General features: G+C 39.7%; 29 protein-coding genes. 9 read left to right on the forward strand and 20 right to left on the reverse strand.

Annotation, left to right across the window (positions count from 1 at the left end):
* Nucleotides 1-188 precede the first annotated feature (188 nt).
* The 3 genes from AQ505_RS24240 (at nucleotide 189) to AQ505_RS24245 (ending at nucleotide 1,408) form a co-directional block, all read left to right on the forward strand.
* Nucleotides 189-644 (forward strand): SIMPL domain-containing protein, encoded by a 456-nt coding sequence (locus tag AQ505_RS24240; protein ID WP_335337977.1) that lies wholly within the window; start codon nucleotides 189-191, stop codon nucleotides 642-644.
* The gene (locus AQ505_RS27285) at nucleotides 641-889 is read left to right on the forward strand and encodes an SIMPL domain-containing protein (RefSeq protein ID WP_335337978.1); all 249 of its coding nucleotides are present in this window, start codon (nucleotides 641-643) and stop codon (nucleotides 887-889) included. The genes AQ505_RS24240 and AQ505_RS27285 overlap by 4 nt, the downstream gene beginning before the upstream one ends.
* Nucleotides 890-1,093: 204 nt before the next feature.
* Nucleotides 1,094-1,408: a hypothetical protein gene (locus tag AQ505_RS24245; RefSeq protein WP_062550537.1), complete on the forward strand. Its 315-nt coding sequence runs from the start codon at nucleotides 1,094-1,096 to the stop codon at nucleotides 1,406-1,408.
* A 135-nt stretch (nucleotides 1,409-1,543) separates the two neighbouring features.
* Here the strand turns inward: AQ505_RS24245 and serS are convergent, their stop codons facing one another.
* The gene (gene serS / locus AQ505_RS24250; RefSeq protein WP_062550538.1) at nucleotides 1,544-2,815 is read right to left on the reverse strand and encodes a serine--tRNA ligase; all 1,272 of its coding nucleotides are present in this window, start codon (nucleotides 2,813-2,815) and stop codon (nucleotides 1,544-1,546) included.
* A 121-nt stretch (nucleotides 2,816-2,936) separates the two neighbouring features.
* Between serS and rsmI the strand changes: the two genes are divergently transcribed.
* The 3 genes from rsmI (at nucleotide 2,937) to lnt (ending at nucleotide 6,225) form a co-directional block, all read left to right on the forward strand.
* Complete coding sequence (gene rsmI, locus AQ505_RS24255; RefSeq protein ID WP_062550539.1) at nucleotides 2,937-3,656, forward strand: 16S rRNA (cytidine(1402)-2'-O)-methyltransferase; 720 nt, start codon at nucleotides 2,937-2,939, stop codon at nucleotides 3,654-3,656.
* Nucleotides 3,657-3,849: 193 nt separating this feature from the next.
* Complete coding sequence (locus AQ505_RS24260) at nucleotides 3,850-4,530, forward strand: PH domain-containing protein (protein WP_062550540.1); 681 nt, start codon at nucleotides 3,850-3,852, stop codon at nucleotides 4,528-4,530.
* 72 nt (nucleotides 4,531-4,602) lie between these two features.
* A complete protein-coding gene (gene lnt / locus AQ505_RS24265) occupies nucleotides 4,603-6,225 on the forward strand; it encodes an apolipoprotein N-acyltransferase (protein ID WP_062550541.1) in 1,623 nt (540 codons plus the stop codon).
* Between the two features lie 213 nt (nucleotides 6,226-6,438).
* On the opposite strand, the gene AQ505_RS24270 is transcribed toward lnt, so the two are convergent.
* Nucleotides 6,439-8,079 carry an NAD+ synthase gene (locus tag AQ505_RS24270; protein WP_062550542.1) on the reverse strand — a complete coding sequence of 547 codons (1,641 nt, stop codon included), beginning with the start codon at nucleotides 8,077-8,079 and terminating at the stop codon, nucleotides 6,439-6,441.
* A gap of 51 nt (nucleotides 8,080-8,130) precedes the next feature.
* Entirely contained in the window at nucleotides 8,131-8,802 is a 672-nt protein-coding gene (locus AQ505_RS24275; RefSeq protein WP_062550543.1) for a porin family protein, read from the reverse strand.
* A gap of 141 nt (nucleotides 8,803-8,943) precedes the next feature.
* Here AQ505_RS24275 and gldB point away from each other — a divergent pair, with 141 nt between their 5' ends.
* Together gldB and AQ505_RS24285 are read left to right on the forward strand one after the other, a co-directional pair.
* Complete coding sequence (gene gldB / locus AQ505_RS24280) at nucleotides 8,944-9,972, forward strand: gliding motility lipoprotein GldB (protein WP_062550544.1); 1,029 nt, start codon at nucleotides 8,944-8,946, stop codon at nucleotides 9,970-9,972.
* 110 nt (nucleotides 9,973-10,082) lie between these two features.
* Nucleotides 10,083-10,877: a patatin-like phospholipase family protein gene (locus tag AQ505_RS24285; protein ID WP_062550545.1), complete on the forward strand. Its 795-nt coding sequence runs from the start codon at nucleotides 10,083-10,085 to the stop codon at nucleotides 10,875-10,877.
* Between the two features lie 16 nt (nucleotides 10,878-10,893).
* Here the strand turns inward: AQ505_RS24285 and AQ505_RS24290 are convergent, their stop codons facing one another.
* The 7 genes from AQ505_RS24290 to AQ505_RS24320 form a co-directional block, all read right to left on the reverse strand.
* Complete coding sequence (locus tag AQ505_RS24290) at nucleotides 10,894-11,610, reverse strand: 2-phosphosulfolactate phosphatase (RefSeq protein ID WP_062550546.1); 717 nt, start codon at nucleotides 11,608-11,610, stop codon at nucleotides 10,894-10,896.
* A 48-nt stretch (nucleotides 11,611-11,658) separates the two neighbouring features.
* Nucleotides 11,659-12,738 carry a glycine cleavage system aminomethyltransferase GcvT gene (gene gcvT, locus AQ505_RS24295; protein ID WP_062550547.1) on the reverse strand — a complete coding sequence of 360 codons (1,080 nt, stop codon included), beginning with the start codon at nucleotides 12,736-12,738 and terminating at the stop codon, nucleotides 11,659-11,661.
* Nucleotides 12,739-12,903: 165 nt separating this feature from the next.
* Nucleotides 12,904-14,106, reverse strand: a complete 1,203-nt coding sequence (locus AQ505_RS24300; RefSeq protein ID WP_062550548.1) for a glycosyltransferase — start codon at nucleotides 14,104-14,106, stop codon at nucleotides 12,904-12,906.
* Between the two features lie 18 nt (nucleotides 14,107-14,124).
* Nucleotides 14,125-14,736, reverse strand: a complete 612-nt coding sequence (locus AQ505_RS24305; RefSeq protein ID WP_062550549.1) for a ribonuclease HII — start codon at nucleotides 14,734-14,736, stop codon at nucleotides 14,125-14,127.
* A 32-nt stretch (nucleotides 14,737-14,768) separates the two neighbouring features.
* Nucleotides 14,769-15,860 carry an ABC transporter permease gene (locus AQ505_RS24310; RefSeq protein WP_062550550.1) on the reverse strand — a complete coding sequence of 364 codons (1,092 nt, stop codon included), beginning with the start codon at nucleotides 15,858-15,860 and terminating at the stop codon, nucleotides 14,769-14,771.
* Nucleotides 15,860-16,996, reverse strand: coding sequence for a glycosyltransferase family 2 protein (locus tag AQ505_RS24315; protein ID WP_062550551.1), 1,137 nt, complete (start codon nucleotides 16,994-16,996; stop codon nucleotides 15,860-15,862). Before AQ505_RS24315 ends, AQ505_RS24310 begins: the two co-directional genes overlap by 1 nt.
* Nucleotides 16,974-17,951: a lysylphosphatidylglycerol synthase domain-containing protein gene (locus AQ505_RS24320; protein ID WP_062551196.1), complete on the reverse strand. Its 978-nt coding sequence runs from the start codon at nucleotides 17,949-17,951 to the stop codon at nucleotides 16,974-16,976. The genes AQ505_RS24315 and AQ505_RS24320 overlap by 23 nt, the downstream gene beginning before the upstream one ends.
* A 43-nt stretch (nucleotides 17,952-17,994) precedes the next feature.
* Here AQ505_RS24320 and ruvC point away from each other — a divergent pair, with 43 nt between their 5' ends.
* Nucleotides 17,995-18,558 carry a crossover junction endodeoxyribonuclease RuvC gene (gene ruvC / locus AQ505_RS24325; RefSeq protein WP_062550552.1) on the forward strand — a complete coding sequence of 188 codons (564 nt, stop codon included), beginning with the start codon at nucleotides 17,995-17,997 and terminating at the stop codon, nucleotides 18,556-18,558.
* Here the strand turns inward: ruvC and AQ505_RS24330 are convergent.
* The 10 genes from AQ505_RS24330 to AQ505_RS24375 form a co-directional block, all read right to left on the reverse strand.
* Nucleotides 18,551-19,402: a DUF4349 domain-containing protein gene (locus AQ505_RS24330; RefSeq protein WP_062550553.1), complete on the reverse strand. Its 852-nt coding sequence runs from the start codon at nucleotides 19,400-19,402 to the stop codon at nucleotides 18,551-18,553. The two genes, ruvC and AQ505_RS24330, sit on opposite strands and share 8 nt — an antisense overlap.
* A 144-nt stretch (nucleotides 19,403-19,546) precedes the next feature.
* The gene (locus AQ505_RS24335) at nucleotides 19,547-19,729 is read right to left on the reverse strand and encodes a hypothetical protein (protein ID WP_231634978.1); all 183 of its coding nucleotides are present in this window, start codon (nucleotides 19,727-19,729) and stop codon (nucleotides 19,547-19,549) included.
* Nucleotides 19,730-19,915: 186 nt separating this feature from the next.
* A complete protein-coding gene (gene atpG, locus AQ505_RS24340; RefSeq protein WP_062550555.1) occupies nucleotides 19,916-20,800 on the reverse strand; it encodes an ATP synthase F1 subunit gamma in 885 nt (294 codons plus the stop codon).
* Between the two features lie 28 nt (nucleotides 20,801-20,828).
* On the reverse strand, nucleotides 20,829-22,403 hold the full coding sequence (atpA, locus tag AQ505_RS24345; RefSeq protein WP_062550556.1) for a F0F1 ATP synthase subunit alpha: 1,575 nt from the start codon (nucleotides 22,401-22,403) through the stop codon (nucleotides 20,829-20,831).
* A gap of 52 nt (nucleotides 22,404-22,455) precedes the next feature.
* Entirely contained in the window at nucleotides 22,456-23,004 is a 549-nt protein-coding gene (gene atpH / locus AQ505_RS24350; RefSeq protein WP_062550557.1) for an ATP synthase F1 subunit delta, read from the reverse strand.
* A gap of 31 nt (nucleotides 23,005-23,035) precedes the next feature.
* The gene (gene atpF, locus AQ505_RS24355) at nucleotides 23,036-23,530 is read right to left on the reverse strand and encodes a F0F1 ATP synthase subunit B (RefSeq protein WP_062550558.1); all 495 of its coding nucleotides are present in this window, start codon (nucleotides 23,528-23,530) and stop codon (nucleotides 23,036-23,038) included.
* 77 nt (nucleotides 23,531-23,607) lie between these two features.
* Entirely contained in the window at nucleotides 23,608-23,817 is a 210-nt protein-coding gene (gene atpE, locus AQ505_RS24360) for an ATP synthase F0 subunit C (RefSeq protein ID WP_062551197.1), read from the reverse strand.
* Between the two features lie 40 nt (nucleotides 23,818-23,857).
* A complete protein-coding gene (gene atpB, locus AQ505_RS24365) occupies nucleotides 23,858-25,012 on the reverse strand; it encodes a F0F1 ATP synthase subunit A (protein WP_062550559.1) in 1,155 nt (384 codons plus the stop codon).
* Nucleotides 25,013-25,026: 14 nt separating this feature from the next.
* Nucleotides 25,027-25,416 (reverse strand): hypothetical protein, encoded by a 390-nt coding sequence (locus tag AQ505_RS24370; RefSeq protein ID WP_062550560.1) that lies wholly within the window; start codon nucleotides 25,414-25,416, stop codon nucleotides 25,027-25,029.
* A 51-nt stretch (nucleotides 25,417-25,467) separates the two neighbouring features.
* Entirely contained in the window at nucleotides 25,468-25,689 is a 222-nt protein-coding gene (locus tag AQ505_RS24375) for an AtpZ/AtpI family protein (protein WP_062550561.1), read from the reverse strand.
* Between the last annotated feature and the right edge of the window lie 69 nt (nucleotides 25,690-25,758).

Raw genomic sequence — 25,758 nt, forward strand, 5'->3', positions numbered from 1 at the left:
CCCGTAAAGCAAATGTTTTACGGGCTTTTTTATTCGCCGGAAATTTTTCAGCAAAAAATTTTAACAAAAAAAAATAACTCATAATGAATGAGTTAAGTGCAATTTTGTAAATTGTGCGATTGGTTGATATGGAATTGACCCGATATTTACATCTTCTTATCAAATACACAAAAAGAAAAACAACTATTATGAAAAAGTTATTTGCCCTTGCCTTCGTTGCCTTATTCAGTTTAAGTGCCATGGCTCAACAAGTAGACCTGAGAAAAAAAATTAGCGTGAGCGGATCTGCAGAAACAGAGGTGACTCCAGATATCATTTACATCAGTATCTCTCTAAAAGAATATTTAAAAGACAACAACAGTAAAAAGAAAGTAGAGATTACCACCTTAGAAACTCAATTGTACAATGCAATTCAGGCTGCTGGTATTTCAAAAGAGAATTTAACGATCAACAATTTATCAGGTTATACCATTGCAGAGAAAAAGAAAAATCCTGATTTTCTGGTGAGCAAACAATACCGTTTGAAAGTGAGTGACCTGAATAAATTCAATGAAATCATTGGTGATGTAGATCCAAAAGGAATTGCTTACACCAATATCGACAGCTATGACTATTCGAAAATTGAAGCGCTAAAAAAGAATTGAAAATTAAAGCGTTACAGGCTGCAAAAGCAAAAGCGACCTACCTGGTAGAAGCAATTGGTGATAAATTAGCTGGCGTAATCGATATTCAGGAATTAAACAATGAATCTTACCCTCAGCCAATGTACCGCAATGTAATGATGATGAAATCAGAAAGTGCAGATATGGCTGGAGCACCAGCTCCGGAGATTGACTTCAAGAAAATAAAACTGACTTACACAATGAATACCGTGTTTGAGATCAGATAAGCTGACCACAGGAACACACACTTTTAGTCTTTTCCTGCTAATCAGAGGCCGTATAACAAATTAAAATATATGTTGCTATATGCCTCAGACACACTAAAAACAACGTTTTTTAAAGCTGGAAATCCTTGATAAAAAACCTACCAATATTTTTTGGTAGGTTTTTTGTTTGTCATACAATAGTAAGACACATTAACCTTATAGCACATGAAAAAATTCATTTACTCGTTAGCCTTGATCTTTATGCTAGGCGTTAGCGCAAACACTGTTGTTGCAGCGGAAAAATCTGAGAACAAGAAAACTGAAATGACCGTTGAGCAACAAGTTCAATTGAAGAGAATTACAGAACGTGTAGAGGAAATCAAATCAATGGATAAATCTAATTTGTCCAAAACAGAGAAAAAAGAACTTCGCAAAGAACTTAAAGAGCTAAAGAAACAATCTAAAGCTTTAGGTGGCGGTGTTTATCTTTCTGTTGGAGCGATCATCATTATCATTCTGTTGTTAATCTTAATATTATAATCGTATCATCTACCGATGAATAAAAAAACCTTCTCCATAATGGAGAAGGTTTTTTTATGTTCAAGTCATTTGTTAATGCTGAACTGAACTGATATTACTTTTGTATTCATTTAAGCTGATTCTCAGCTATCAGAACTAATCAATATAGTCAAATCCTGTGTATTTCACCAATACCTCAGGAATCTTAACCCCTTTATCGGTTTGGTTATTTTCCAGAATACAAGCCACAATACGTGGTAATGCCAAGGCACTTCCGTTTAAAGTATGGGCCAATTGTGTTTTACCGGCAGCACCTTTAAATCTTAATTTCAGACGGGTACTCTGATAAGTTTCAAAGTTTGAAACAGAAGAAACCTCTAACCAGCGTTGCTGTGCAGCACTCCATACTTCCATATCGTAAGTCATGGCAGCAGCAAAGCCCATATCACCACCACATAAACGTAAAACGCGGAAGTGAAGGCCCAGGTCTTTTAGCAAATCCTGTACATAAGCACTCATTTGATCTAATGTTTCATAAGAATGATCCGGGTGCACTACCTGTACCAATTCCACTTTATCAAATTGGTGTAAACGGTTTAAACCTCTTACATGTGCGCCATAAGATCCTGCCTCGCGACGGAAACACGGTGTATATGCGGTATTTTTAATTGGAAGCTCTTCCTCTTTCAAAATGACATCACGGTATAAATTCGTTACCGGTACTTCAGCAGTAGGGATCAGGTAAAGGTTATCTATACCTGAATGGTACATCTGCCCCTCTTTATCCGGCAATTGTCCCGTTCCAAAACCTGATGCTTCATTCACCAATAACGGCACCTGCATTTCTCTGTAACCAGCATCTACTGCTTTATCCAGGAAATAATTGATCAGGGCTCTTTGTAAGCGTGCACCTTTTCCTTTGTACACAGGGAATCCTGCACCGGTAATTTTTGTACCCAGTTCAAAATCAATAATGTCATATTTGGTGGTCAGTTCCCAATGCGGTACTGCATTTTCGCCCAATACTGCAGGCTCACCATGTATGAATATCTCTTCATTTTCTTCCGCAGTATTACCTGTATCCACAGATTCATGTGGTAGGTTAGGCAATTGTACGATCAATTGAAACAATTGCTCTTCTGCAGCAGTCAAAACCTCAGAAAGGTTTTTGATTTGTTCTTTATTTGCTGTAGTCTCCGACTTTAATACTTCCGCTTCCTCTTTTTTTCCATTACGCATCAGCTCACCAATTTGTTTAGCACTGGAATTAGCAATTGCGGAAAGTGAATCTAAGGAGGTTTGAGCTTGTCTACGCTCTTCATCAATTTTAATAATTTCATCAACCAATTCTGGTTGCTTGAATTTACGAACACTCAGTCGTTCTAAAACTTTGTCTCTATTTTCGCGGATATAGTTAACTTGCAGCATTATTTTATATTTTAAACAAAGATAATAACTTAAACGTCATTGCGAACCCTGATAAGGCATCTGTAGGAATAATATCCTTCAACATGGCCCCTATTTTGGCTGAGCTGATGAAAAAAATACTATGGAAGGCAAATTATTTCTTGTTCCCACGCCGATTGGCAACCTTGAAGATATGACCTTCAGGGCGATAAGGATACTAAAAGAGGCAGATGTAATTCTGGCCGAAGATACACGTACGAGTGCGCCAATGCTGAAACATTTTGGGATCGACAAAAAGGCGTATTCCCACCACCAGCACAATGAACATCAAGCCACTTCTGAAATCATCAAATTTCTGAAAGAAGGGAAAAATGTGGCATTGATCTCTGATGCAGGGACTCCAGCCATCTCTGACCCGGGTTTTTTCCTGGTGAGAGAGGCCATAAAAAATGACCTTGCTGTAGAATGTTTGCCAGGCGCCACTGCTTTTGTACCCGCATTGGTAAACTCCGGACTTCCTTCTGACACCTTTATTTTTGAAGGCTTTTTGCCAGTAAAAAAAGGCCGACAAACACGTTTCAAGAAATTGGCAGAAGAAGATCGTACGATTATTTTATATGAGAGTCCACATAGATTACTTAAAACACTGGAAGAATTTGCAGAATACTGTGGTGAAGACCGTCAGGCTTCCGTAAGCAGAGAGCTGACAAAAATGTATGAAGAAACAGTCAGAGGTACTTTATCGGAGATCAAAGAACATTTTGAGAACAATATCCTAAAAGGCGAATTTGTGATCTGTATCGCAGGAAAAGCAGAAGTGAAGAAGTCAAAATATGATAAAAACGACGATTCGGAAGAGTAAGCAGTAAAACAGGAATCTGAGAATTGGGCAGATTGTTCTTGAAAACATGGACCAGTTGCGCTTCAAAAAGACAATTCCGGAGCAGGAAAATAATCGGATTAAAAGAAAAACAATTCCAGGTTAAATAACAGCAAGCCAGGAAAACAAGTAGATTTCAGGTTCAATTTTTGATAGCATTATAAAAAGAATTAATATGATTTTAATTGATAGATTTTTAAGTGATGAACAAGATCCTAAAGCTGTTGAAAAGGTTTTAGGAAAATTAAATGATATGCTCAGTGCAAATGAAGAACTGATTTATATGGCGGTACAAAAAAGACCGGCAGTGAACATCCTTCCTACCTGCATTGTAGTGAGTAATAAACGTATTTTCTATTGTGAACCTGGTAATTTTGGGATCACCATGAATTTTAAAGACATCTCCTGGAAAACCATTAAAGAAGTTTCTTTCAAAGAGGAGATCTTTGGTTCTAAATTCATCTGTGTACCTACTTATGGCGAAAACATCATTACAGAGTACATTCCTAAAGTTCAGGCCCGTAAATTATATCAGGCTGCACATGAGCAATTGGAAGAATTTAAAGAACAGCAAAGACAGGTAGAACTGGAGGAAAGACGCTCTTCTACTTCTCCGGTAACTGTAAACACAGCGCCAACACCCGCCATAGAGGAAGAGCCAATCGCTTTTATACCACATACCCCGGCACCATCCCCCTATGTAGCACCGACTCCTTATGTAGCGCCTGCTCCAGTTGAAGAACCTGAAGATGAAACTACGCTAAAACTAAGGAAATTGAAAACATTGTATGATAAACAATTGATTACTCTGGAAGAATATGAAGCGAAAAAAGCAAGCATCCTGGACAGCTTTTAATTGGACCGCTAAAAAAATAAAGCTGTCGGCACCCGCCGACAGCTTCCTTACAATACCTCCATTAATTACCCGATGAATTCAAAAAACACGACGCTCCTTGCATTGCTCAGCGCTTTTTTAATGTGGCTGGCCTGGCCGCCTATTCCATTCACTGCCCCGCTTTTGTTAATTGGCATGGTACCTTTACTAATCGCCATTACACAAATCAGCAATAGCAGTAAAGAGAAAAAAGGAAAACAAGTTTTCTTAACCGCCGGATTGACCTTTCTAATTTGGAACACGGCCTGTATTTACTGGGTTTACAATGCGGTTAGTGCCTATAACAATCCATTTGTGGCCTTCCTGATTTCACTGATCCCCTACGGCCTGGGTGCATTACTGATGACTTTCGCTTTCTGGCTATACTATCGTTTAAGCAGATATACCAGCAAATGGGTCGGTTATATCGGATTAATCAGCTTCTGGATCGCCATGGAATACCTTCATCAAACCTGGGACCTGGCCTTTCCATGGATGACACTTGGCAACGGTTTTGCCGCTAGCCATCAATTGGTACAATGGTATGAATATACTGGCGTTTATGGCGGTTCTCTATGGATCTTATTTAGTAATATCCTTGCTTTTGAGGCATATCAAGCCTGGAAAACACAAAAAGCTTACTTAAAATTCAGACCGGTTATGGTATTGGCAGCGGTGATTTTGATCCCTATAGCTGCATCATTGATCAGGTATTCAAGCTATAAAGAGAAAATGGTACCGGTTAATGTGGTGACTGTTCAGCCAAATATTGATCCTTATCAAAAACTGGGTGGTATTTCTGCACAGGAGCAAATACAGATCCTGACCAAGCTATCTGATTCTGTAGGACAAGTGAATACTGAATATTTCATCTGGCCGGAAACGGCGATTCCTAATTATAGTGATGAAGACCGGATCAGAAGTAATCCTGATTTCATCCAGCTTCAGGATTTCATTTCCAAGTTTAAAAACGGCACATTGATCACCGGAATTGAAAGTATTAAGGTATATAATGACAAACAAACGATCAGCTCCAAACTGGATCCAAATAGTGGGATGTACTTCGACAATTTCAATGCGGCGATGCAAGTAGAGAACTCGGCAAATGTACAATTCTACCATAAATCGAAACTGGTACCAGGTGTCGAAAAAATGCCTTTCCCAAAAACACTGGCCTTTTTAACTCCTGTTTTTGCACAATTAGGTGGTACTGTTGGTGGCTGGGGATGGCAAGACCATCCGGGTGTATTCTATGCACAAAGCGGTATTGGCGTAGCTCCTGTGATTTGTTACGAATCTTTATGGGGAGACTGGGTTGGGGAATCTGTAAAAGAAGGTGCTCAGTTTATCACTATCATCACCAATGATGGCTGGTGGGGCAACACCTCAGGAAAAGATCAGCACCTGTTATACGCGAAATTAAGGGCAATAGAGACCAGACGCTGGGTAGTCCGTTCTGCAAATACCGGAATCTCTGGATTTATTGATCAGAAAGGAAACATTATAAAACAAAGTAAATGGTGGACACGTACTGCCTTAAAAGCAGACATCAACCTGAACAGCGACCTGACTTTCTATGTACAAAATGGCGATTTGATTGCAAAACTTTTTTCTTTTATCGCTGTCGTTCTCGCTTTGATCATTCCTTATCGGAAATGGTTTAAAAAAGCAATTTAAGAAAATCAGTTCCAACCACAGATTTCAAATAGTAAGTTCAAATCAGCAAACTAAAATAGATTGAACAAAAAACCTTAGCTGTTAAACAGCTAAGGTTTTTTTATGCTTCAGCAAATAAAGCAGCACCTGAACGTTCAGACCCTGCTTTATCCAGGCACTTCTACTGAGTCCGTTATTTATAAGTAATGCTCATTTTCCAGGGAAACAGCGACCTTAAGAAAGGTACTTTCCTACAATCGGCATTCTTCTGCCCATTCCAAATGCCTTAGGCGACACCCTTAAAATAGGAGGTGTTTGGTAACGCTTAAATTCCGCATTATTCACCATCTTCAGAATCCTTCTGACTAGAGCTTCATCATAACCTTGTGCGATAATCGCAGCAGAGCTTTGTTTCAACTCAATATATTGGAATAGAATTTTATCAAGAACATCATAATCTGGCAGGGAATCCGAATCTTTTTGTCCAGGTCTCAGTTCTGCAGACGGTGGTTTAACAATCGAATTTTCTGGAATCACCATGCCATCTTTATTGATATAGTGTGCCAGTTCATACACCTGGATTTTATAAACATCTCCAATTACCCCAATTGCACCGCACATATCTCCGTATAAAGTGCCATAACCTACAGCACATTCACTTTTATTGGAAGTATTTAACAAAATATAGCCGAATTTATTTGACATCGCCATCACAATAATCCCCCTGCATCTGGCCTGAATATTCTCCTCAGTCAGGTTGAAAGGCAATCCTTGAAAAGCAGGTGCCATCATTTGATCAAAAGCATCCGCTGCTGCAGCAATCGGTATGATCTCATGTTTACAGCCAATATTCTTCACTAAAGCCAAAGCATCATCAATAGAATGATCGGAAGAGTATTTCGAGGGCATCAGTACTGCCATCACATTTTCCGGCCCTAATGCCCTGCAAGCTAAAGCGCAAACGATAGCAGAGTCAATTCCACCAGAAAGCCCTAATACCGCTTTACTAAAACCTGATTTTTCAAAATAATCTTTAATACCTAATACCAGGGCATCATGGATCTGCTCAATATCTGGTGCAGCGACATGCTCAATTGGGGAATGACCTTTGAAATGACCATTTTCCAATTCATAGAACCTAAGTTCCTCTTTGAAGTAAGGCATTTCATCTACAAGCTGTCCTTTTTTATCAAACACCATAGAACCCCCATCGAAAATAATCTCTGTCTGCGCCCCTACCTGGTTCACATACAGCAATGGCAGCTTATATTTCTTGGCATTATCAGACAGTACCACTACCCTTTCATCATCATGACAATAAGAAAATGGAGAAGCGGCAATGTTGATCATCAGGTCTGGTTTCTGACGAATCAGCTCATCCATTGGCGAAGAAGCATATAAAGGGTTGTTGTTGATGTTCCATAAGTCTTCACAAATGGTCAGCGCAATCTTTTGCCCTTTAAAACGAATACATTCGAAATGGTTGGCGGGTTCAAAGTATCGGTATTCATCAAAAACATCATAAGTAGGCAATAACGCCTTTTTCACAATATTCTTAATATGGCCATCTTCAATAAAATAAGCCGCATTGTAAAGGTCTTTACCAGCTAGAATATCATTTTTTACGGGCAGGCCGATGATACAGGCGATGCCATGGCATTTACTGGCAATTTCTAAAGCTGCAGTTTCACACAATTGAATAAACTCATCGAACTCCAAAAAATCTCTTGCGGGATAGCCGCAAACGGCCAGTTCTGCAAAAACAACCAGATCAGCACCTTTTGCTTTTGCCTGCTCGATATTGTCGATGATCTTTTTCGTGTTGTGTTCAAAATTTCCAATATGGTAATTGAGTTGTGCCAGTGCGATGTTCATGTGTCTGTTCTTAAAATCTGATTTGTAATTTCTTTAATGATTTGTAACTCCTTAAAAGAAAACGCCTACGTTGAGGCCAATAAAATGGTTTTTCGCTCTGCGAGCGCCATCTTTTACAATGTTAGTTAAGCCATTATTGAAGGTTAGGCCGATGGCCAGACTGGTGCGATCATCCAGATCATATTCTCCACCTGCGGCAACCACCATCCCAGCACGGTAAAATTTACTATAGTCAGAAATGTTTCTATCATTCTCTACTTTCTTACCTGGCATTTGGGCATTCTGCTTAGCTCCAATATTAAAGTCATTGGAAATACCGAATTGTCCATACCACCTTAACTCGCCAATTTTATTGGTTTTCAGTTTGATCGTCAATGGGATTTCGATATACTGCATTCTGTACCTTAAATCATAAGCCATATTACCACCATCTGTAGCGTCATGGAAAGGACGGACATTTACTTCTGTACTTTTACCATTAATCGTGGTAATGGTCAATCCAGTGGCAAATGAATAGTTTTCTGCGAAATTAAAATCACCCAATAAACCATAAGAAAAACCTAAAGCCAGTCCTTCTGATTTACCGACTTCAGGCTTCACCCATCCCAAAGTTGGATGTGCCGTTAAACCTAGTCTGAACCCATAATATGGTGATCCACCTTGTTGTGCGAAAAGTTGTCCCGTTAAAAGAAGTAAGAATAAAGTAAGGTATGTATTTTTCATTATTATATTATTTGTTTTCAATCGTTAGGAAGCGCTCATCCCCCAATTTATTGCTGTTTTAAACTGTATGATGAGAATGGATTCATTTTCAGTCAATTTGTTTTGCAATTTTCCTATGGGATGTATATATATTTGTTATTAATGACATATAACGTAAAACCCAGCCAAATCTATCTATTTTTTCTCTCTATGCTTGCTTTTTTTTCATGTAAGCAGACCAGTAAGCCAGATGTGAATGACATAAAACTGGATCTGAAAATAGAACGTTTCGATAGAGACCTCTATCAGGGTAAGTCTGCAGACCTGCAAAAAACGGATGAGTTGCTGCAGAAAAAATACGGTGCTTTTTACCAGGATTACGTCCACCGCATGGTGGGTGATGCCAGTTATACCAGTACAGAAATTTTAACTACCCTGTATAAAGATCAGGCCTATACCGACCTCAACAAAGAAGCCGATAGTGTTTTCAAAAATATGGACCACATTGAAAAAGACCTGACACAGACTTTTAAATATATAAAGCATTACTATCCGAACACAAAAATTCCAAGAATAATTTCTTTTGTTTCCGGATTTGCAGTGCAAACACCTATCGGGGACGATTATATCGGGATCGGATTGGATATGTTTCTTGGAAAAAACAGCAAGTTTTATGGAGCAATCGTTCAAAGCGTTCCCGCGTATCTCTCCCGACGTTTCAGTCCGGAGTATGTGGTGCCGAGAATAACGGAAACCTATGCCCGAGAAGATTTATTCCCAGCAAAAGACGAAGACCGTACCCTATTGTCCAAAATGATTCAAAACGGGAAAATCTTATATTTTATGGATCAGGTTTTGGCGGATGCGGTACCCGATTCCGTTAAAATCGGCTACACAAAAGCACAAATAGATTGGTGTAAAACTTATGAAGTAGACATTTGGGCCTATTTATTGCAAAACAATTTGTTATTCGAGACCGACTATCAAAAGATTCAGGTCTTTTTAGGGGAAGGCCCTTTCACGCCAGGATTAGGCGACAAACAAGAATCTGCCCCAAAATTAGGGGTATGGATGGGTTGGCAAATGGTTAGAAAATATATGGAGGAAAATAAGGAGGTCACGCTTCAACAGCTGATGGCAGAAAAAGATCCTCAAAAAATATTGAACTTATCAAAATATAAGCCTAAATAGCAATACGAAAGAATTAGCAGTCGGAAGCGATGCAGGATTAGTGCTCAGCATCAAAATCAGCATAAATACCGGACAAAACAGCAGTTCTAAACAGCAAAGAAACGAGTAATATGGTAAAGGTAGGAATAGTATTATCAGGTGGAGGGATTAGAGGCATCGCCCATCTGGGTGTTTTAAAAGCTTTAAAAAATGCAGGAATTGTGTTCAGTCACATCAGTGGAACCAGTGCAGGTTCTATTGCAGGTGCATTTTTTGCTTCCGGAATTGATCCAGAGGCCGGCTTAGATATCTTCATTAAAGCAAAACTATTCCGTTTCATCCGACCAGCCTTGGGTTCACTCGGGCTCATCAATATTGAGCATGTGGAAGAATTGTTAAAAGAACACCTTTCTGTAGACCGGATGGAAAACCTAAAAATTCCACTCACCATTGCCGCAACGAATTTCAGTGAAGGAAAACTGGTGTATTTCACCAATGGACCGCTCATCAGGGTAGTACTTGCTTCCAGCTGTATTCCGGGTATTTTCAGACCCATCATGATAGAAAACCAGATGTATGTAGATGGAGGGATTTTAAACAACTTCCCTGTAGAGCCCTTAATGAGCAACTGCGATTATATCATCGGTTCTTCCTGTAATCACCTGACTAAAGTTGATAAGATTACCAACATCTCTACCCTCATGAAAAGAGCAGGTGTGATGTCTATAAATAAAGATACAGAGCAGAAAGCTGCATTTTGTAATGCAATGGTAGAGCCAACAGGTATGGGAGATATCAGTACTTTCGATATGAAGAAAGCAGAAACCATTTATTGGCTAGCTTACGAACAGACTTTAAAAACCATACAAACCAATGAAAGTCTGCAGGAACTGATTCTAAACTTTAAGCAGGGATTTCCTGAATAATATTTCAGCTTAGGAATTACGCTTCCAGTGCAACCAGCGCATCACCAACTAAAACTGGAATAGCGGTACAGATATTAAGCTGCAGACAGAATTTCACATCTTCTTCAATATTCAGTTCAGCCAATCTATGGCTATGTGATGATTTATGGAGATAGTTTCTTAAATCGTCTTTTGCCAGGTCATAAAGATCTTCTGCGGCAACGCAGGAATCATCAAAATGTGTGAAATCTTTACGCAATTCCTTAACCACAGCACCGGCAAACAGCGTATCTTCCAGATTAAATTTATCCTTCCAACCTGCACAAAGCAACAGTACGCCTTTATCCTGTATACGAAGCCAGTTACAAAGTGCTTCCAGGTTTAAAAACGAACCAATCACCACCTGATGTGCTCTTTTTTGAGCCAGGTGTAATGCTTTCGTACCATTTGTAGTTGTCAGTACAATTGTTTTCCCATTTACTTTTTCCCGGGAATAAGAAAATGGAGAATTGCCGAAGTCATAGCCTTCAACCACTTCTCCATTTCGCTCTGCAGCCAATAGAAAACCCTTATCCACATAGTTCAGACAATCATCTACCTGTGCAACAGGAATGATCGCGCTGGCACCATTGTCGATTCCATACACCATTGAAGAGGTAGCCCTCAGCACATCTATGACCACCACTACACGGTCTTCTATTGAATAAAGATCTAATAATGCTGGTGTTAAACAAACTTCTATACTTTTCTGCATGGGTAATGGAATCTCACTAATTGTTTTCTATTGCTGAATTGATATTTCTTATTTTGTGAAAGGGAATTTTACCACTTTCGCTTTAATTTTATTGTTACGGATATTGATGAAAATCTCTGTACCTTCTTTAGCCAGCGCTTTATCAATATAACCCATACCGATTGCTTTCTGTAAAGATGGGGCTTGCGTACCTGAAGTTACTCTTCCGGTTACGTTTCCTTCTGCATCAACAATCTCGTAGTCATGACGAGGAATACCTCTATCGATCATTTCAAAACCGATCAATTTACGGGCAACACCAGCTTCTTTCTGCGCTTGTAACGCCTCAGAATTCGTGAATTTTTTGCTGAATTTAGTAATCCAGCCTAAACCTGCTTCAATTGGAGAAGTCGTATCATCGATGTCATTTCCGTATAAGCAGAAACCCATTTCCAAACGCAGTGTATCACGGGCACCTAAACCAATTGGCTTGATACCGAATGGTGCACCAGCTTCGAAAATTGCATCCCAGATCGCTACTGCATTTGCATTGTCGAAATAGATCTCAAAACCACCAGCACCAGTATAACCAGTAGCAGAAATGATCACATTTTCAATACCTGCAAAAGTTCCCTTTACGAAGTTGTAATATTCCATAGAAGCAAGATCTACGTCTGTTAAGCTCTGTAATGCTTCAGCCGCTTTAGGACCTTGAATTGCTAAAAGAGAAGTTTGATCCGAAATGTTATGCATTTCTACGCCTTTATCATTGAATTTCTGAATCCAGTTCCAGTCTTTCTCAATGTTAGAAGCATTTACAACCAACATATAAGTTGCTTCATCTATTCTGTAAACCAATAAATCGTCTACAATACCACCATCTTCATTTGGCAGACAAGAATATTGTACTTTACCGTCATATAATTTTGAAGCATCATTGCTGGTTACTCTTTGAATAAGATCCAGTGCGTTTTCACCTTTTACGATGAATTCGCCCATGTGACTTACGTCAAAAACGCCCACAGATCCTCTTACTGTTGCATGTTCGGCATTGATACCTTCATACTGAACTGGCATATTGTAACCTGCGAAAGGCACCATTTTGGCACCTAATGAAATGTGTTTTTCTGTTAATGCGGTATTTTTCATTAGAATATTTGTTTTTTAACGTTTATGAACGATCAGTTCTGACCTGCATAATGCGGGTAGATTTCATCGTTTATTATTGTTTTCTAAGTTGTTCAGGTTTTTGGTTGCTTTATCCACATTTATCCCCTTTAACCGGCCAAAAACGTGGGCAAAAGTACGTAAAAATTAAACAGTAAGTAATTTTTGGTAGATATTCAGCATTCTTTCGGCGATGATTTTTATATCATGGTCTCTTTCCACGGTTTTCCTTGCGTTTTCCCCAATTTCTTTCCATTTCTTCGGATTGGTGATGCATTGCAGGATAGCCCGGTAAAACTCATCTGCGGTATCAGCAATGAGGATATCTTTCCCATGTTCACAACGAATCCCTTCAGCGGCCATGCTGGTAGCAATCACACATTTCCGCATCGCCATCCCTTCAATAATTTTCACACGCATCCCACTTCCCGACAATAAGGGTACAATCATAATGGCCTTTGAATTGATAAATTCTATCGCATCAAATACCTCTCCTTCTACCACCAGGTTATCAGAATCGTATTCGAAAAATTGCTGCTGCATATTTTTTCCAGCAATATAAAAGCGGAGTTCAGAATTCAATTTCTCAATATCCGGCCAGATCTCATCCAGAAACCATTCCAATCCCTCTTTATTGGGACGCCAATCCATCGCACCTAAATGAAATAATGTAGGGAAACTTGTTTTCGAAGGATCTGTCACATATTTTTCAAAATCCAGTGCCACCGGAAAAACTTCCAATGCAGTTGCGGAGCCAAACCTTAAAATGCTTTGCCTGTCTGGTTCAGAAATGGCAAAAACCTGATGGAAACGATTGATCTGTTCTGTTTCATAACTTTTCAAACGGCGCGCAAGAAATTGAAGGTAACTTCTTCTTGGCGTAAATTTCTCCGTCAAAGCAATGCGTTCCCATACATCGAACTCAATATTATGAGCTCGATAGATCACCTTTGCCTTGCTGTTTTCTTTCACCACATCCAGGTAAGGCACCACAAAAAGTCCCTCAAACTGAATGATGTCGAAATCATTTTCCCTCAATATCTCCGCAAGTAAACGGGCAGCATCCTCATCATAATAACGGGAAACATTATAAGATTGATTGGAAAAGATATTGAGCAATGCCCCATATACATTGACCCCAGTATCCAGATCAACAGCATGAAAATTGATCTTTTCAAATAAAGGATCATAGATATCTTCAATATCTACCTGATACTTCTTGGGGTTGATACTAAACAAAGTGATTTCCACCCCCAGATTCAACAAGCCTTTTATGGTGTTATACACCACAATCGGATAGCCACTATTGGGCGGAAAGGGTATTCTGTTGGTGAGTAGTAATGCTTTCAAATTATGTGAAAATACTAATTATCCTTCGCTTTCGGAAAACAGTGCCAGTTGGGGTCTGGAAATACTAAAAGTTTTACGATGGTATGGGGATAAACCATGTGCCAAAGCTGCATTGCGATGTACAATAGTTGGATATCCTTTATTTTGTTTCCACTGATACACTGGATATTCCTCAGCGATCTGTTCCATATAAGCATCGCGATGTGTTTTTGCCAGGATTGAAGCGGCAGCAATGTTCAGGTATTTACCGTCCCCTTTTACAATACAGGCATGCGGGATTTCTGGATAGGTTTTAAAGCGGTTGCCATCAATGACCAGGTATTCCGGTTTCATCGTTAACTTTTCAATCGCCCTGTGCATGGCTAAGAAAGAAGCGTTTAAGATATTGATCTTATCGATCTCCAGATGGTCTACTTCGGCTACAGCCCAGGCAATCGCTTCCTTTTCAATAATGATCCTTAATGCTTCACGCTGTTTATGGTTCAATTTTTTAGAGTCGTTTAGTTCACCGGCCTTAAAATCTTTCGGTAAGATAACGGCGGCGGCAAAAACAGGCCCTGCAAGGCATCCTCTGCCCGCTTCATCACAGCCGGCCTCTACTAATTCATTCTGGTAACAGTTTAACAGCATCGCACAAAGTTAATAAAAAGCAAGAGCATAAATTAAACAGAAATATTCTGCGATTTCACATCAAAAGCATCTCTCAGACCGATGGCCAGCAGATTAAAAGCGTACACGGTCACCATGATGGCCAAACCAGGCAGGATGGCAAGATAGGCGGCATCCATAATGATATATCCATAATGTTCTTTGATCATACTTCCCCAGCTGGGCATGGGTGCTTGTGCACCAAATCCAAGAAAGCTCAGTCCACTTTCGAGTAAGATGGCAGCAGCGAAATTTGCGGAGGCCAGCACCAGAATTGGTCCGGCAATATTGGGTAAAATATGTTTGATGATGATCCTTGGTGTAGAAAATCCCAGTGCCCTAGCTGCTTCCACAAATTCAACATTTTTCAGGGCCATCACCTGCCCTCTAACCAATCGGGCAACATCCACCCAGGTCGACAAGCCAACGGCGATAAAGATCTGCCAGAAGCCTTTTCCAAGCGCAAAAGATATTGCAATCACCAATAGTAAGGAAGGAAGCGACCAGATCACATTCATGAACCAGCTGATTGCGGCATCGATTTTTCCTGCAAAATAACCAGCCAGCGCCCCTAAGCTGATCCCAATAAACAGAGAAATGAGCACCGCCATCAGTCCAACGGATAAAGACACGCGAATCCCAATCATTAACCTGCTCAGTAAATCCCGACCATAAACATCTGTTCCCAGCCAAAAAGTCTGACTATACTTGTTTTTACCTTCCAGTAAAGGATAAACTGCTTCTTCGGCCTGCTCATCATCGCCAATATATTCTCTGGCATATACCTTATTTCCAGCTTCCCGATAGGAAGTAATTGGAATACTTTTATAGTCTGATTCCTGTCCGGATAACATCTTTTCGAGGAAACTTACCTTTTTGATCGCAGGGTTTCTGCTGATGATCAGGAAATCAAAACTCCGTCCTGGTTTTTTATTGCTGAGCTGCAAATGCATCGTATTCGCATACGGCGTCTGATCCGGTGTAATCAGGTAACCTAAAATACCCAGAACCATCATCAATAGAATAAACAATAATCCGGAAAAAGCCAATCTATTCTGCTTAAACCGCTTCCATACCTGTTTCGACGGACTATTGTGCTGTTCCATTATTTGACCATTCTGCCTTTCCAGTTGTATTTACCTGAATTTCCGGCTACTCCAATGTAAACCAGATAAACGATGTGCATGATATTGAGAATTGGTAATAATACCAATAATTCTCTTCTTTTAGCGAAACCAGTGACCTGATATAGGAATATAAATTCCAGGAAAATCTTGATCAGCAGCTGTGTTACTGCCAGACCAAAATAGAAGCCATCGAATAGACCAATGCCTATATTCAGTAAGATACTCACATTAAACAGCCAGATTGCCACACCAAGCACGATAATAGCCTTGTTTTTATAACGCGTACTTTTCGAAGCCCAGCGCTTCCTTTGCTGAATAAATTCGCCAAGCGTAGGCTTAGCATGGGTATAAACCACAGCATCCTCGTTTTTTAAGAAGCCGATATGATTGTCGTAGCGTGCCGCCATTTTATGCAGCAACAATTCATCATCTCCAGAAGCCAGATCATCAATTCCTTTGAAACCGCCAACCTCATAAAAAGCTGCTTTTTCATAAGCCAGATTAGCCCCATTACAGGTAGAAGGTTTTTTATTGCCGATAGTAGAGGCGCCCAAACCGATCAGGTATAAAAATTCCAATGCCTGTGCACGTTCAAAGAAAGTTTTTTCTTCGAAATAAGCCACTGGTGAGGAAATCATTTTATAGTCTTTCTCTTCATAGTAGCTGATGATGGTTTTCAACCAATCTTTGCCCATTCTGCAATCGGCATCAGTAGTAATGATGAGGTCACCGGTAGATTGGCCAATGGCTGTTTGAATGGCTTTCTTCTTATAAGAATTGAGTGCCCGATCTTCGTTCAGGCGAATCAGCTTTACCCCTTTCGAAGCATAAGAGGCAATGATTTCAGCTGTATCATCGGTAGAATGGTCATCTATAAAAATGATTTCTGTAAGTGCTTTATCATAAGACTGCGCGCATAAATCATCCAGGGTTTTCCTGATGATCTCCGCTTCATTTCTGGCTGCCACCAAAATGGACACCTTAGTTTTAAGCGCGGTTTTCTGCGGTTGATAATAGCTCAGTTTATTCCAGCCCCTGATAAAGGTAAATACAACAAATACATAGATGACCGTTAAAATGGAAGCAATAAAACTAGCTGCGCTGTGAATTTCCAAAAAAGTTAAGTTTAAATACGAAATAAGTGCCTAATATAGCAGGAATAATAATATTTATCAGCCATATACTGGCGGTACAAGCAATTACTGCCACTTCCTGATCTGTAATCGAGCTAAAGAAATAAGAAGCGGTAGCAGTTCTTACCCCAATATCAAACAGGTCTAAAGAAGGCAAGGTAGACTGTACAAAGAACAAGATGCTCACCATCATCAGAATTTCCATATAATGAAGATTAGGAATTAGCCAGAAAAACAGGATAAAATACTGTGTACTAAAAACCAGGTACCTTAAAAAACAAAGCGTCAGAATTTTCAGTAGTTCTTTCTTTTGGTATCTCGCCAGGATGCTATAAAACTTTTTATATTTTCTAGTGAACTTCATGGATAGCAATAATCCGTTCAGCCATTTGATGTTAAAATAAAAGACCAGGAAGAATAAGCAAAAGACCAATGCGAAAAATGCCAGGGCATAAAATACCAGCGGGTCTATTTTCACAAAACGATAGACGAAAACGCAGAAGGCGATGGCACCAAAAACATTGGTGAGCACCATTTGTCCGATGTTCCCAACGGCCATCGCGACAACCCCAATCACCCGCCTTTTCGGCGATAAGAAGAATACGCGTCCGCCATATTCCCCAATCCGGTTCGGCGTAAATACTGCCCAGGTTAAGCCACAAAACACGGAAGCTATTGCCTTCCAGAGCGATATTTTCTCCACACTGGAGATCAATCTTTTCCATTTTACGGCTTCCAGACCCCAGTTAACCAGCATCAGCAGCAGGACTACACCCATGACGGTGATAATTTCCCATTGCGGTAATTTACTAAGCAGATTTTTGAAATCCTGGAGATTCCTGTTCGCTGTCAGCTTGCTGTACACAAACCAAAATGCGAAAAGAACAATTCCGGCTTTAAGAATATAAGAAACTATTTTTTTGTACTGTGATGTCAACTTTTTTGCTTTTACTCTCTGCAAATATGCTTAATATTGTTCTATGTTGGTGGAAAAAAAGGAAAGGGTGATCATCGGTATAGATCCGGGCACTTCGATTATGGGCTATGGGGTGATATTGGAAAAGGGAAGTAAGATCGAATTGATCAGCATGGGGATCGTCCGGATGGATCATTTAGACGACCATTTCCTGAAACTGCAGCGCATCTTTGAAAAGACCATCGTGCTGATTGACGAATATAAACCAGATGCAATGGCGCTGGAGGCTCCCTTCTATGGAAAAAACATCCAGGTGATGCTCAAATTGGGCCGTGCGCAAGGTGTGGCCATGGCAGCAGCCCTATCCAGGAACATCCCGATTACTGAATATGCACCACGTAAAATCAAACAATCCATAACCGGCAGTGGAAGCGCGGGAAAGGAACAGGTTGCAGCCATGCTGCAAACCCTACTTAAATTTAAAGAAACTCCCCAATTTCTAGATGCAACCGATGGTTTAGCCGTCGCTGTATGTCATTCCTTTCAAAGAGTGAGCACTTCAGGGAGCGGAAAATCCTATTCGGGCTGGGAAGCTTTTGCGAAAGACAATAAAAAGCGACTTAAATAGCCGCTTTTCTATTTCTTTTACGATATTGCTTAAACGCGATAAAGGCGACAGCAGCTACCAGAATCAACATCCATAAGTTGGCCAGGATCAGTAAGAATTCCATAAAAATCACCCATCCATTTTGGATATTCAGTCCCAGTCTTCTAAAAAACGAAGGGCGGTAATCTGATAAATTATCATTGCCAACTACCAATTTCTTTACGGTATTGTCCTGATAAAAAGCAAGCGTGATGTCACTGTATTTCACACGGTCATTGATCCGCATATTCTCCAATTTCTGATCTACATAGGAATCCTTTAATGTTAATGCGGTTTCCACATTATTGCTTTTCTTGTTGGCGTGTTTATTCAATTGGCCAACGGCCGCTATCCGATTCTGATTTTTCAATTGATTGGATAGATAAGAAAGACTCAGGTCATCAAACTTCATCGATTGCTGGTCTACAAACACGGCCATTCCCGCTACCTTATTTGTAAATTCGTCTAATTTATCTGCGGGAACTTTGGCGACAATCGAGCCTTCTGTACGGTAAGAAGTCAGCTCCAACAAAGAATCTGTAGAATAACGCACTTTCTCCGACTGGTATACATCACTATGGATGGAGAATTCTGCAAGTGTTCCGCCTTCGGCCTTAATCAGGTTTCCGAGTTTTTCTTTTGTTTGCTGTACATCTTTCACGCGGAAGCGCATATCGGCAGTTTTGATAATTTTTGCTGCGGAAGAACTATCTGAGATCATCAGTTCATTGGAAGTGGCATCAGCACTGGGTTCATGAAACTTTTTCTCTTGGCTACAGGCTGCAAATAAGAGCGCTGCAAGGCCATAAACTAAATATCTTTTCATAGGAGTTTAATTAAGTTACTGCTGTTAATACAGCGCAGCAGATAAGGTAACCTATGAAAGGCAGCCCGTCATCAAAATGTGACCCATAAAAAAATCCTCAGCAACCGGAGTTACTGAGGATTTTCAGAAATGCACCTTAAATAATTAAGCTGCTAATATTTTGAATACGCCTTTACAAGCGATGAATGCACCGATAAACAAGATCGCCCAAGATACCAATGATAAGGCCATTGAATCGCCAGCAAAACGCAAATAAACGCCTACAATGCTAATTACAATTCCTACAGCCATTAATTTATAGATGGATGTCTCATTAGCTCTTTTCATGCTAGGAGTATTGTGTATTGGTCTTTGTTCCATAGTGTTTCTATTTATGCCACAAAAATAATATTTATTATACAAAAAGTGGTATAACATCCGGATAAATTTCAATCTCTCCTAAAACGTAACCAATCTAAACAAAAAAAGCCCTTATCCGTGTGGATAAGGGCTTTAATAGATTTAAATGGAGGACTACCCGTTTAATGCTGCTGCACCACTTACAATCTCTGTAAGCTCTGTAGTAATCGCTGCCTGACGTGCCTGATTGTAAGAAAGTTTTAACGCTTTAATTAAATCACCAGCATTTTCAGTTGCTTTATCCATTGAAGTCATACGGGCACCATGCTCAGAAGCATGAGAGTCCAATACTGCTTTGTATACTTGAGTTTTGATCGATTTAGGGATCAGCTGCGATACAATTTCCTCCTGAGAAGGCTCCATGATATAGTCTACTGCATGAGCAGCGGCTGCACCTTCGGCAATTTCAGTTTTAGGAAGTGGCAATAACTGCTCAGTAGTTAAGATCTGAACGGCCGCATTTTTAAACCTGTTGTATACTAGCTCTACTTTATCAAAATCGCCTTTTTCAAAGCCTGCCATGATCGCATTGGTGATCTTGGTTACATTTTCAAAAGTAAGCGCAGCATATACTTCATTATTATTTCCAATAACATTGTATCCACGTTTCTCATAGAAATCATGTGCTTTCTTACCGATAGCGACGATACTTACATTACCTTTTTTGTATTGTTCGCTATATTTTTCCGAGATTAAATTGTTGGTTTCTTTAATCACATTCATGTTAAAGGCACCAGCTAAACCACGGTTAGAAGAAACCACTACAATCAATACCTTATTTGGTTCACGTTCCTGAATAAACGGAGACGATGATCCTTCTAAGCTCGCTGAAAGATTTCCTAGGATTTCTTTCAACTTTGTAGCATACGGACGTAGCTGAACAATCGCATTGGTCGCACGCTTCAACTTCGCAGCCGAAACCATTTTCATGGCCTTGGTGATCTGCTGTGTAGATTGCACCGATGATATACGAATTCTTACTTCTTTTAAATTAGCCATTCTTTTTTATTCTTCAGTCAAGAGTAATTTAGTATTTGCTGGAAAGCTCTTTTGCTACAGTTTCCAATACTCCGGTAATTGCATCATCAAATTTACCAGCTTTTAAAGCTTTCAAAGTATCTGGATGACGTAATTCCAATTGTTGTAAGTACTCAGCTTCAAATTCCTTTACTTTATTGATAGGAACTGAACGCATTAAGTTTTTAGTACCAATGTAAATGATCGCTACTTGTTTCTCTACTGTTACTGGAGAGAACTGACCTTGTTTAAGGATTTCCACGTTACGTGAACCTTTATCAAGTACAGATTTAGTAGCTGCATCTAAGTCAGAACCGAATTTAGAGAAAGCCTCTAACTCACGGTATTGAGCCTGGTCTAATTTCAAAGTACCAGCAACTTTTTTCATTGATTTGATCTGTGCATTACCACCTACACGTGATACCGAGATACCTACGTTAATAGCTGGACGAATACCTGCGTTGAACAAGTTAGTTTCTAAGAAGATCTGTCCATCAGTAATCGAAATTACGTTTGTAGGAATATAAGCAGAAACGTCACCAGCTTGAGTTTCGATAATTGGAAGTGCAGTTAATGAACCACCACCTTTAACGATACCTTTCAATGATTCAGGAAGGTCATTCATTGCTTGTGCGATCTCATCATTTGAGTTGATCTTAGCAGCACGCTCTAACAAACGACTGTGAAGGTAGAACACGTCACCAGGATAAGCCTCACGGCCCGGTGGACGACGAAGTAATAAAGATACCTCACGGTAAGCTACTGCTTGTTTAGACAAATCATCATAAACGATCAATGCTGGTCTACCTGTATCACGGAAAAATTCACCGATCGCAGCACCAGAGAAAGGTGCGTAAAACTGCAATGGAGCAGGTTCAGCAGCCGAAGCAGCAACAACAACTGTGTAAGCCATTGCACCGTTTTCTTCTAAGGTACGTACTACGTTTGCTACAGTACTTGCTTTTTGACCACAAGCTACATATATACAGTAAACAGGGTTACCTGCTTCATAAAATTCTTTTTGGTTGATGATAGTATCGATACAAACCGCAGTTTTACCAATCTGACGGTCACCAATAACCAACTCACGTTGACCACGACCGATTGGAATCATACCATCAATCGCTTTGATACCTGTTTGTAAAGGTTCTGTAACTGGCTGACGGTAGATTACACCTGGAGCTTTACGCTCGATAGGCATTTCATACGTCTGTCCAACGATTGGTCCTTTACCATCGATTGGCTCACCCATCGTGTTAACTACACGACCTAACATACCTTCACCAACTTTAATAGAGGCAATTTTCTTAGTACGTTTAATCGTATCACCTTCTTTGATCGTGTCAGATGGGCCTAATAAAACCACACCAACATTATCTTCTTCAAGGTTCAAAACAATACCTTGTAAGCCGTTTTCAAATTCAACTAACTCACCGGATTGAACTTTAGTTAAACCATAAACACGGGCAATACCATCACCCACCTGCAATACGGTACCAACTTCTTCAAGTTCTGCTTCTGATTTAAAGCCCGCCAATTGTTGCCTGATAATTGCCGATACTTCGTCTGGTCTTACCTCTACCATAATTTTATATTATTTCTTAGTATATGTTATCTTCTTATTTTAAATACTCAAGTTAAACAATCCCTTGAGCAAATTCTTTTTTAAGTTTATTCAAACCGTTGGCGATACTCGCATCAAATTGCTTGTCTCCAACTTTCAAAATAAATCCGCCAATCAGTTTGTCATTAACTTTTTCTTTAATCACCACTTCATTAGCGCCTACTTCTTTTTTCACTAAAGCTACGATCTCTGTCCTGTTTGCATCAGTCAGCTCGATTGCCGAAGTTACTTCAGCAGTCACAATTCCTTTAATGGCATTGTATTGCTGAATAAAAGATTTTGCCATTCCGAATAAAATCGCTGAACGTCCTTTGCTCACTACCAGTTTAAAGAAAGCTTTGGTTACCACATTTACTTTGGCGCCAAAAATATCTTCTAAAATCCCGGCTTTCTTGTCCAAAGGAACGATAGGGTTATTAAGGATAGCTTCCAATTCTGGATTCTGATCAATCACCTGATCTAAAAGCACCATATCATTCTTGATTTCTTCCAAAGAGTTTTGCTCCTGTGCAAGGTCAATCATTGATTTGGCGTATCTCGATGCTGCTTTATTTTCTAACATTTTTATCTAATTTGGCTAAATAAACTACTGATTAGTTTAATTCAACATCTTTTAAAAGATTAGCAACTAAATCCTGTTGAGTAGCTTTGTCTTGCAATTGATTGCGCAATACACGCTCTGCGATATCTAATGATAAAGAAGAAACCTGGTGCTTCAATTCTGCCAATGCAGCTTTCTTTGAGTTCTCAATTTCAATCTTAGCTTTCTCAATTAATTTAGCACCTTCAGTCTGTGCAGCAGTTTTTGCTTCATTAATGATGCTATCCTTAAGCGTTTTTGCTTCTTTCAAGATCAAATCACGTTCCGCACGCGCAGATTTCATTAACTCTTCATTTTGAGAAGTCAAACGAGCCATCTCTTGTTTTGCTAATTCAGCTTTGCTCAATGCTTCGTCAATCGATTTTTCGCGTTCTTTAATTGCGGCTAGAATAGGTTTCCAGGCAAACTTTGCCAATAGGAACATTAGCAATAAGAAAGCAATGGATTGAAAGATAACTAGGCCGAATTCAGGTAATAATAATTCCATCTGTATATGTATAAAATATTTTGTTCTTTTTTAACAATAAATGGTACCAGATATCGCTATCTGGCACCGTTTAATTTCTAGCCATTACCCATTAGGGCAACTACTACTGCGAAAAGCGCAACAGCTTCAACGAAGGCAGCAGCGATTAACATTGCAGTTTGAATTTTAGAGGCAGCTTCTGGTTGACGAGCAATACCGTCCATAGCTGAACCACCAATACGTCCGATACCTAGACCAGCGCCAATCGCAGCTAATCCTGCACCAATTGCAGCAATACTTCCTGTAATCATGATTTTATATATTAATTGTTGTTAAAAATTATTCTAATTAGTGGTGATCATCAATTGCCATTCCGATAAACAGGGCAGACAGGATCGTAAAAATAAAGGCCTGAATAAATGCAACCAGTAACTCGATTCCGCCGATAAATACAGCGAAGGCGATAGAGATTGGTGCAATGTATAAGCTGTTAAACACAAACACAAGGCAGATCAATGACAACACCAAGATGTGTCCTGCAGTAATGTTAGCAAACAAACGAATCATCAGGGCGATAGGCTTGGTGAAAATACCGAACAACTCTACCGGAACCATTACGATGTACATCCACCATGGTACATCTGGCATAAAGATGTGTTTCCAGTAATATTTATTACCGTTAAACACCGTTAGGCAGAACGTAGCCAGTGCAAGGATCATCGTTACAGCGATGTTACCAGTTAAATTGGCACCACCAGGTAAGAATGGAACTAAGCCCAACATGTTGTTAAACCAGATAAAGAAAAACACGGTTAATAAGTACGGCATAAAGCGCTCGTATTTATGACCTAAGTTTGGAATAGCGATATCATCACGTACAAACAAGATGATTGGCTCCATCCAGGACTGGATTCCTTTTGGTGATTTACCCTTGTTTGTTCTATATCCTTTAGCTACGTTCAGGAACACAACCAATAGGATGATAATAGAAATAAACAAGGTCACTACATTTTTGGTAATTGACAAGTCCAGCGGGCGGGCATTTGTGGCATGATGCTTCTCATCTAAATTTACAAACTGACCGTGCTCATTCGCAACGTCAGATGCATAATAGATTTTCTCGTGCATCTTCACAAAGCGTTGTCCATTTCGTTCTACAACTACTTTAGCTTCATCATCGCGAACAACTTTTCCGTCCTCCAGCGTGGTGAAATCAGCAGAACTGAAGTTTACAACACCAGCTTTGGTGTACAAAATTACCGGAAGGTCGATATAGGTATGTCCGATTACATGCCAGCTATGCGAATCCGCAATGTGGTGTAGTGCAAACTTACCAATGTCAAACTTTTTCTCAGCTGCCGGCTGGGCATGAGAACCTTCTGTTACTTGTGCTGTGTCAACCTGTGCGAAAGCCGCAGGCGTAACAGAAAAAAACGCTAAAAACAGCGTAAAAACAACAATTAACCTCTTCACTTTAAACTCAAAAACGTGGCTACAATCCATTTACTCGCAGATTTTTACTTTTTATTTTGGTGGCGCAAGTTACGTAACAAACAGTATATTTCAAAGAGGCTGAACAATAAATATAAAGAAAAAAAGTTCAGCACGAAAACAAACCCGTTTTCCTTGCTTTTAAGGCTGTAAATCAGTACAAAAGCCATGGCGAAAATCATCTTCAATGCAATTGACCCCATTATGGCCATGACACCAACGTCGGGATTGCGTTTTAAGCCCAAATCTGCCACCCCATAAGCGATGTAAGTAATGCCGGCTAAAAAGCAAAACACCAGCCAGAATTTAGGTACTAAGATCAACTGACCTGGAAATAGAGAAGGAAGGGCATATGCGATGCCGCCGAGAACGGCGCAAAACGCTAAATAATAAAAGGTAAACCGGGTTAAACTCAAATCAGTATCTATTTTTTTACAAAAATAGGAATTTACAACGGTTTTAAATAATCAGTTTGAGTTTTTATTCAGTTGTTTTACAACCTGATACAAGGACACTACTACTCCTAAAAGTCCTAAAATCGCTGCATATATCGGCTGCTTACTGTGTTGATATTCATCAATTTTATAGCCTGCAAACGCAAAAAGACCGATTGTGGCCAGCATTTGAAAACTAATAGCAGAATACTTCGCGAAATTATTCATGTTCTTTTTCTCTTCGTTTGGCTCCATAAGATTAAAAATCTCCTGCAAATAAAAACTAAATTGTTAAGAACTTATGGCTGAATAAAATACTTTTGT

This window comes from Pedobacter sp. PACM 27299 (genome assembly GCF_001412655.1).
In the GTDB taxonomy this organism is placed as follows: domain Bacteria; phylum Bacteroidota; class Bacteroidia; order Sphingobacteriales; family Sphingobacteriaceae; genus Pedobacter.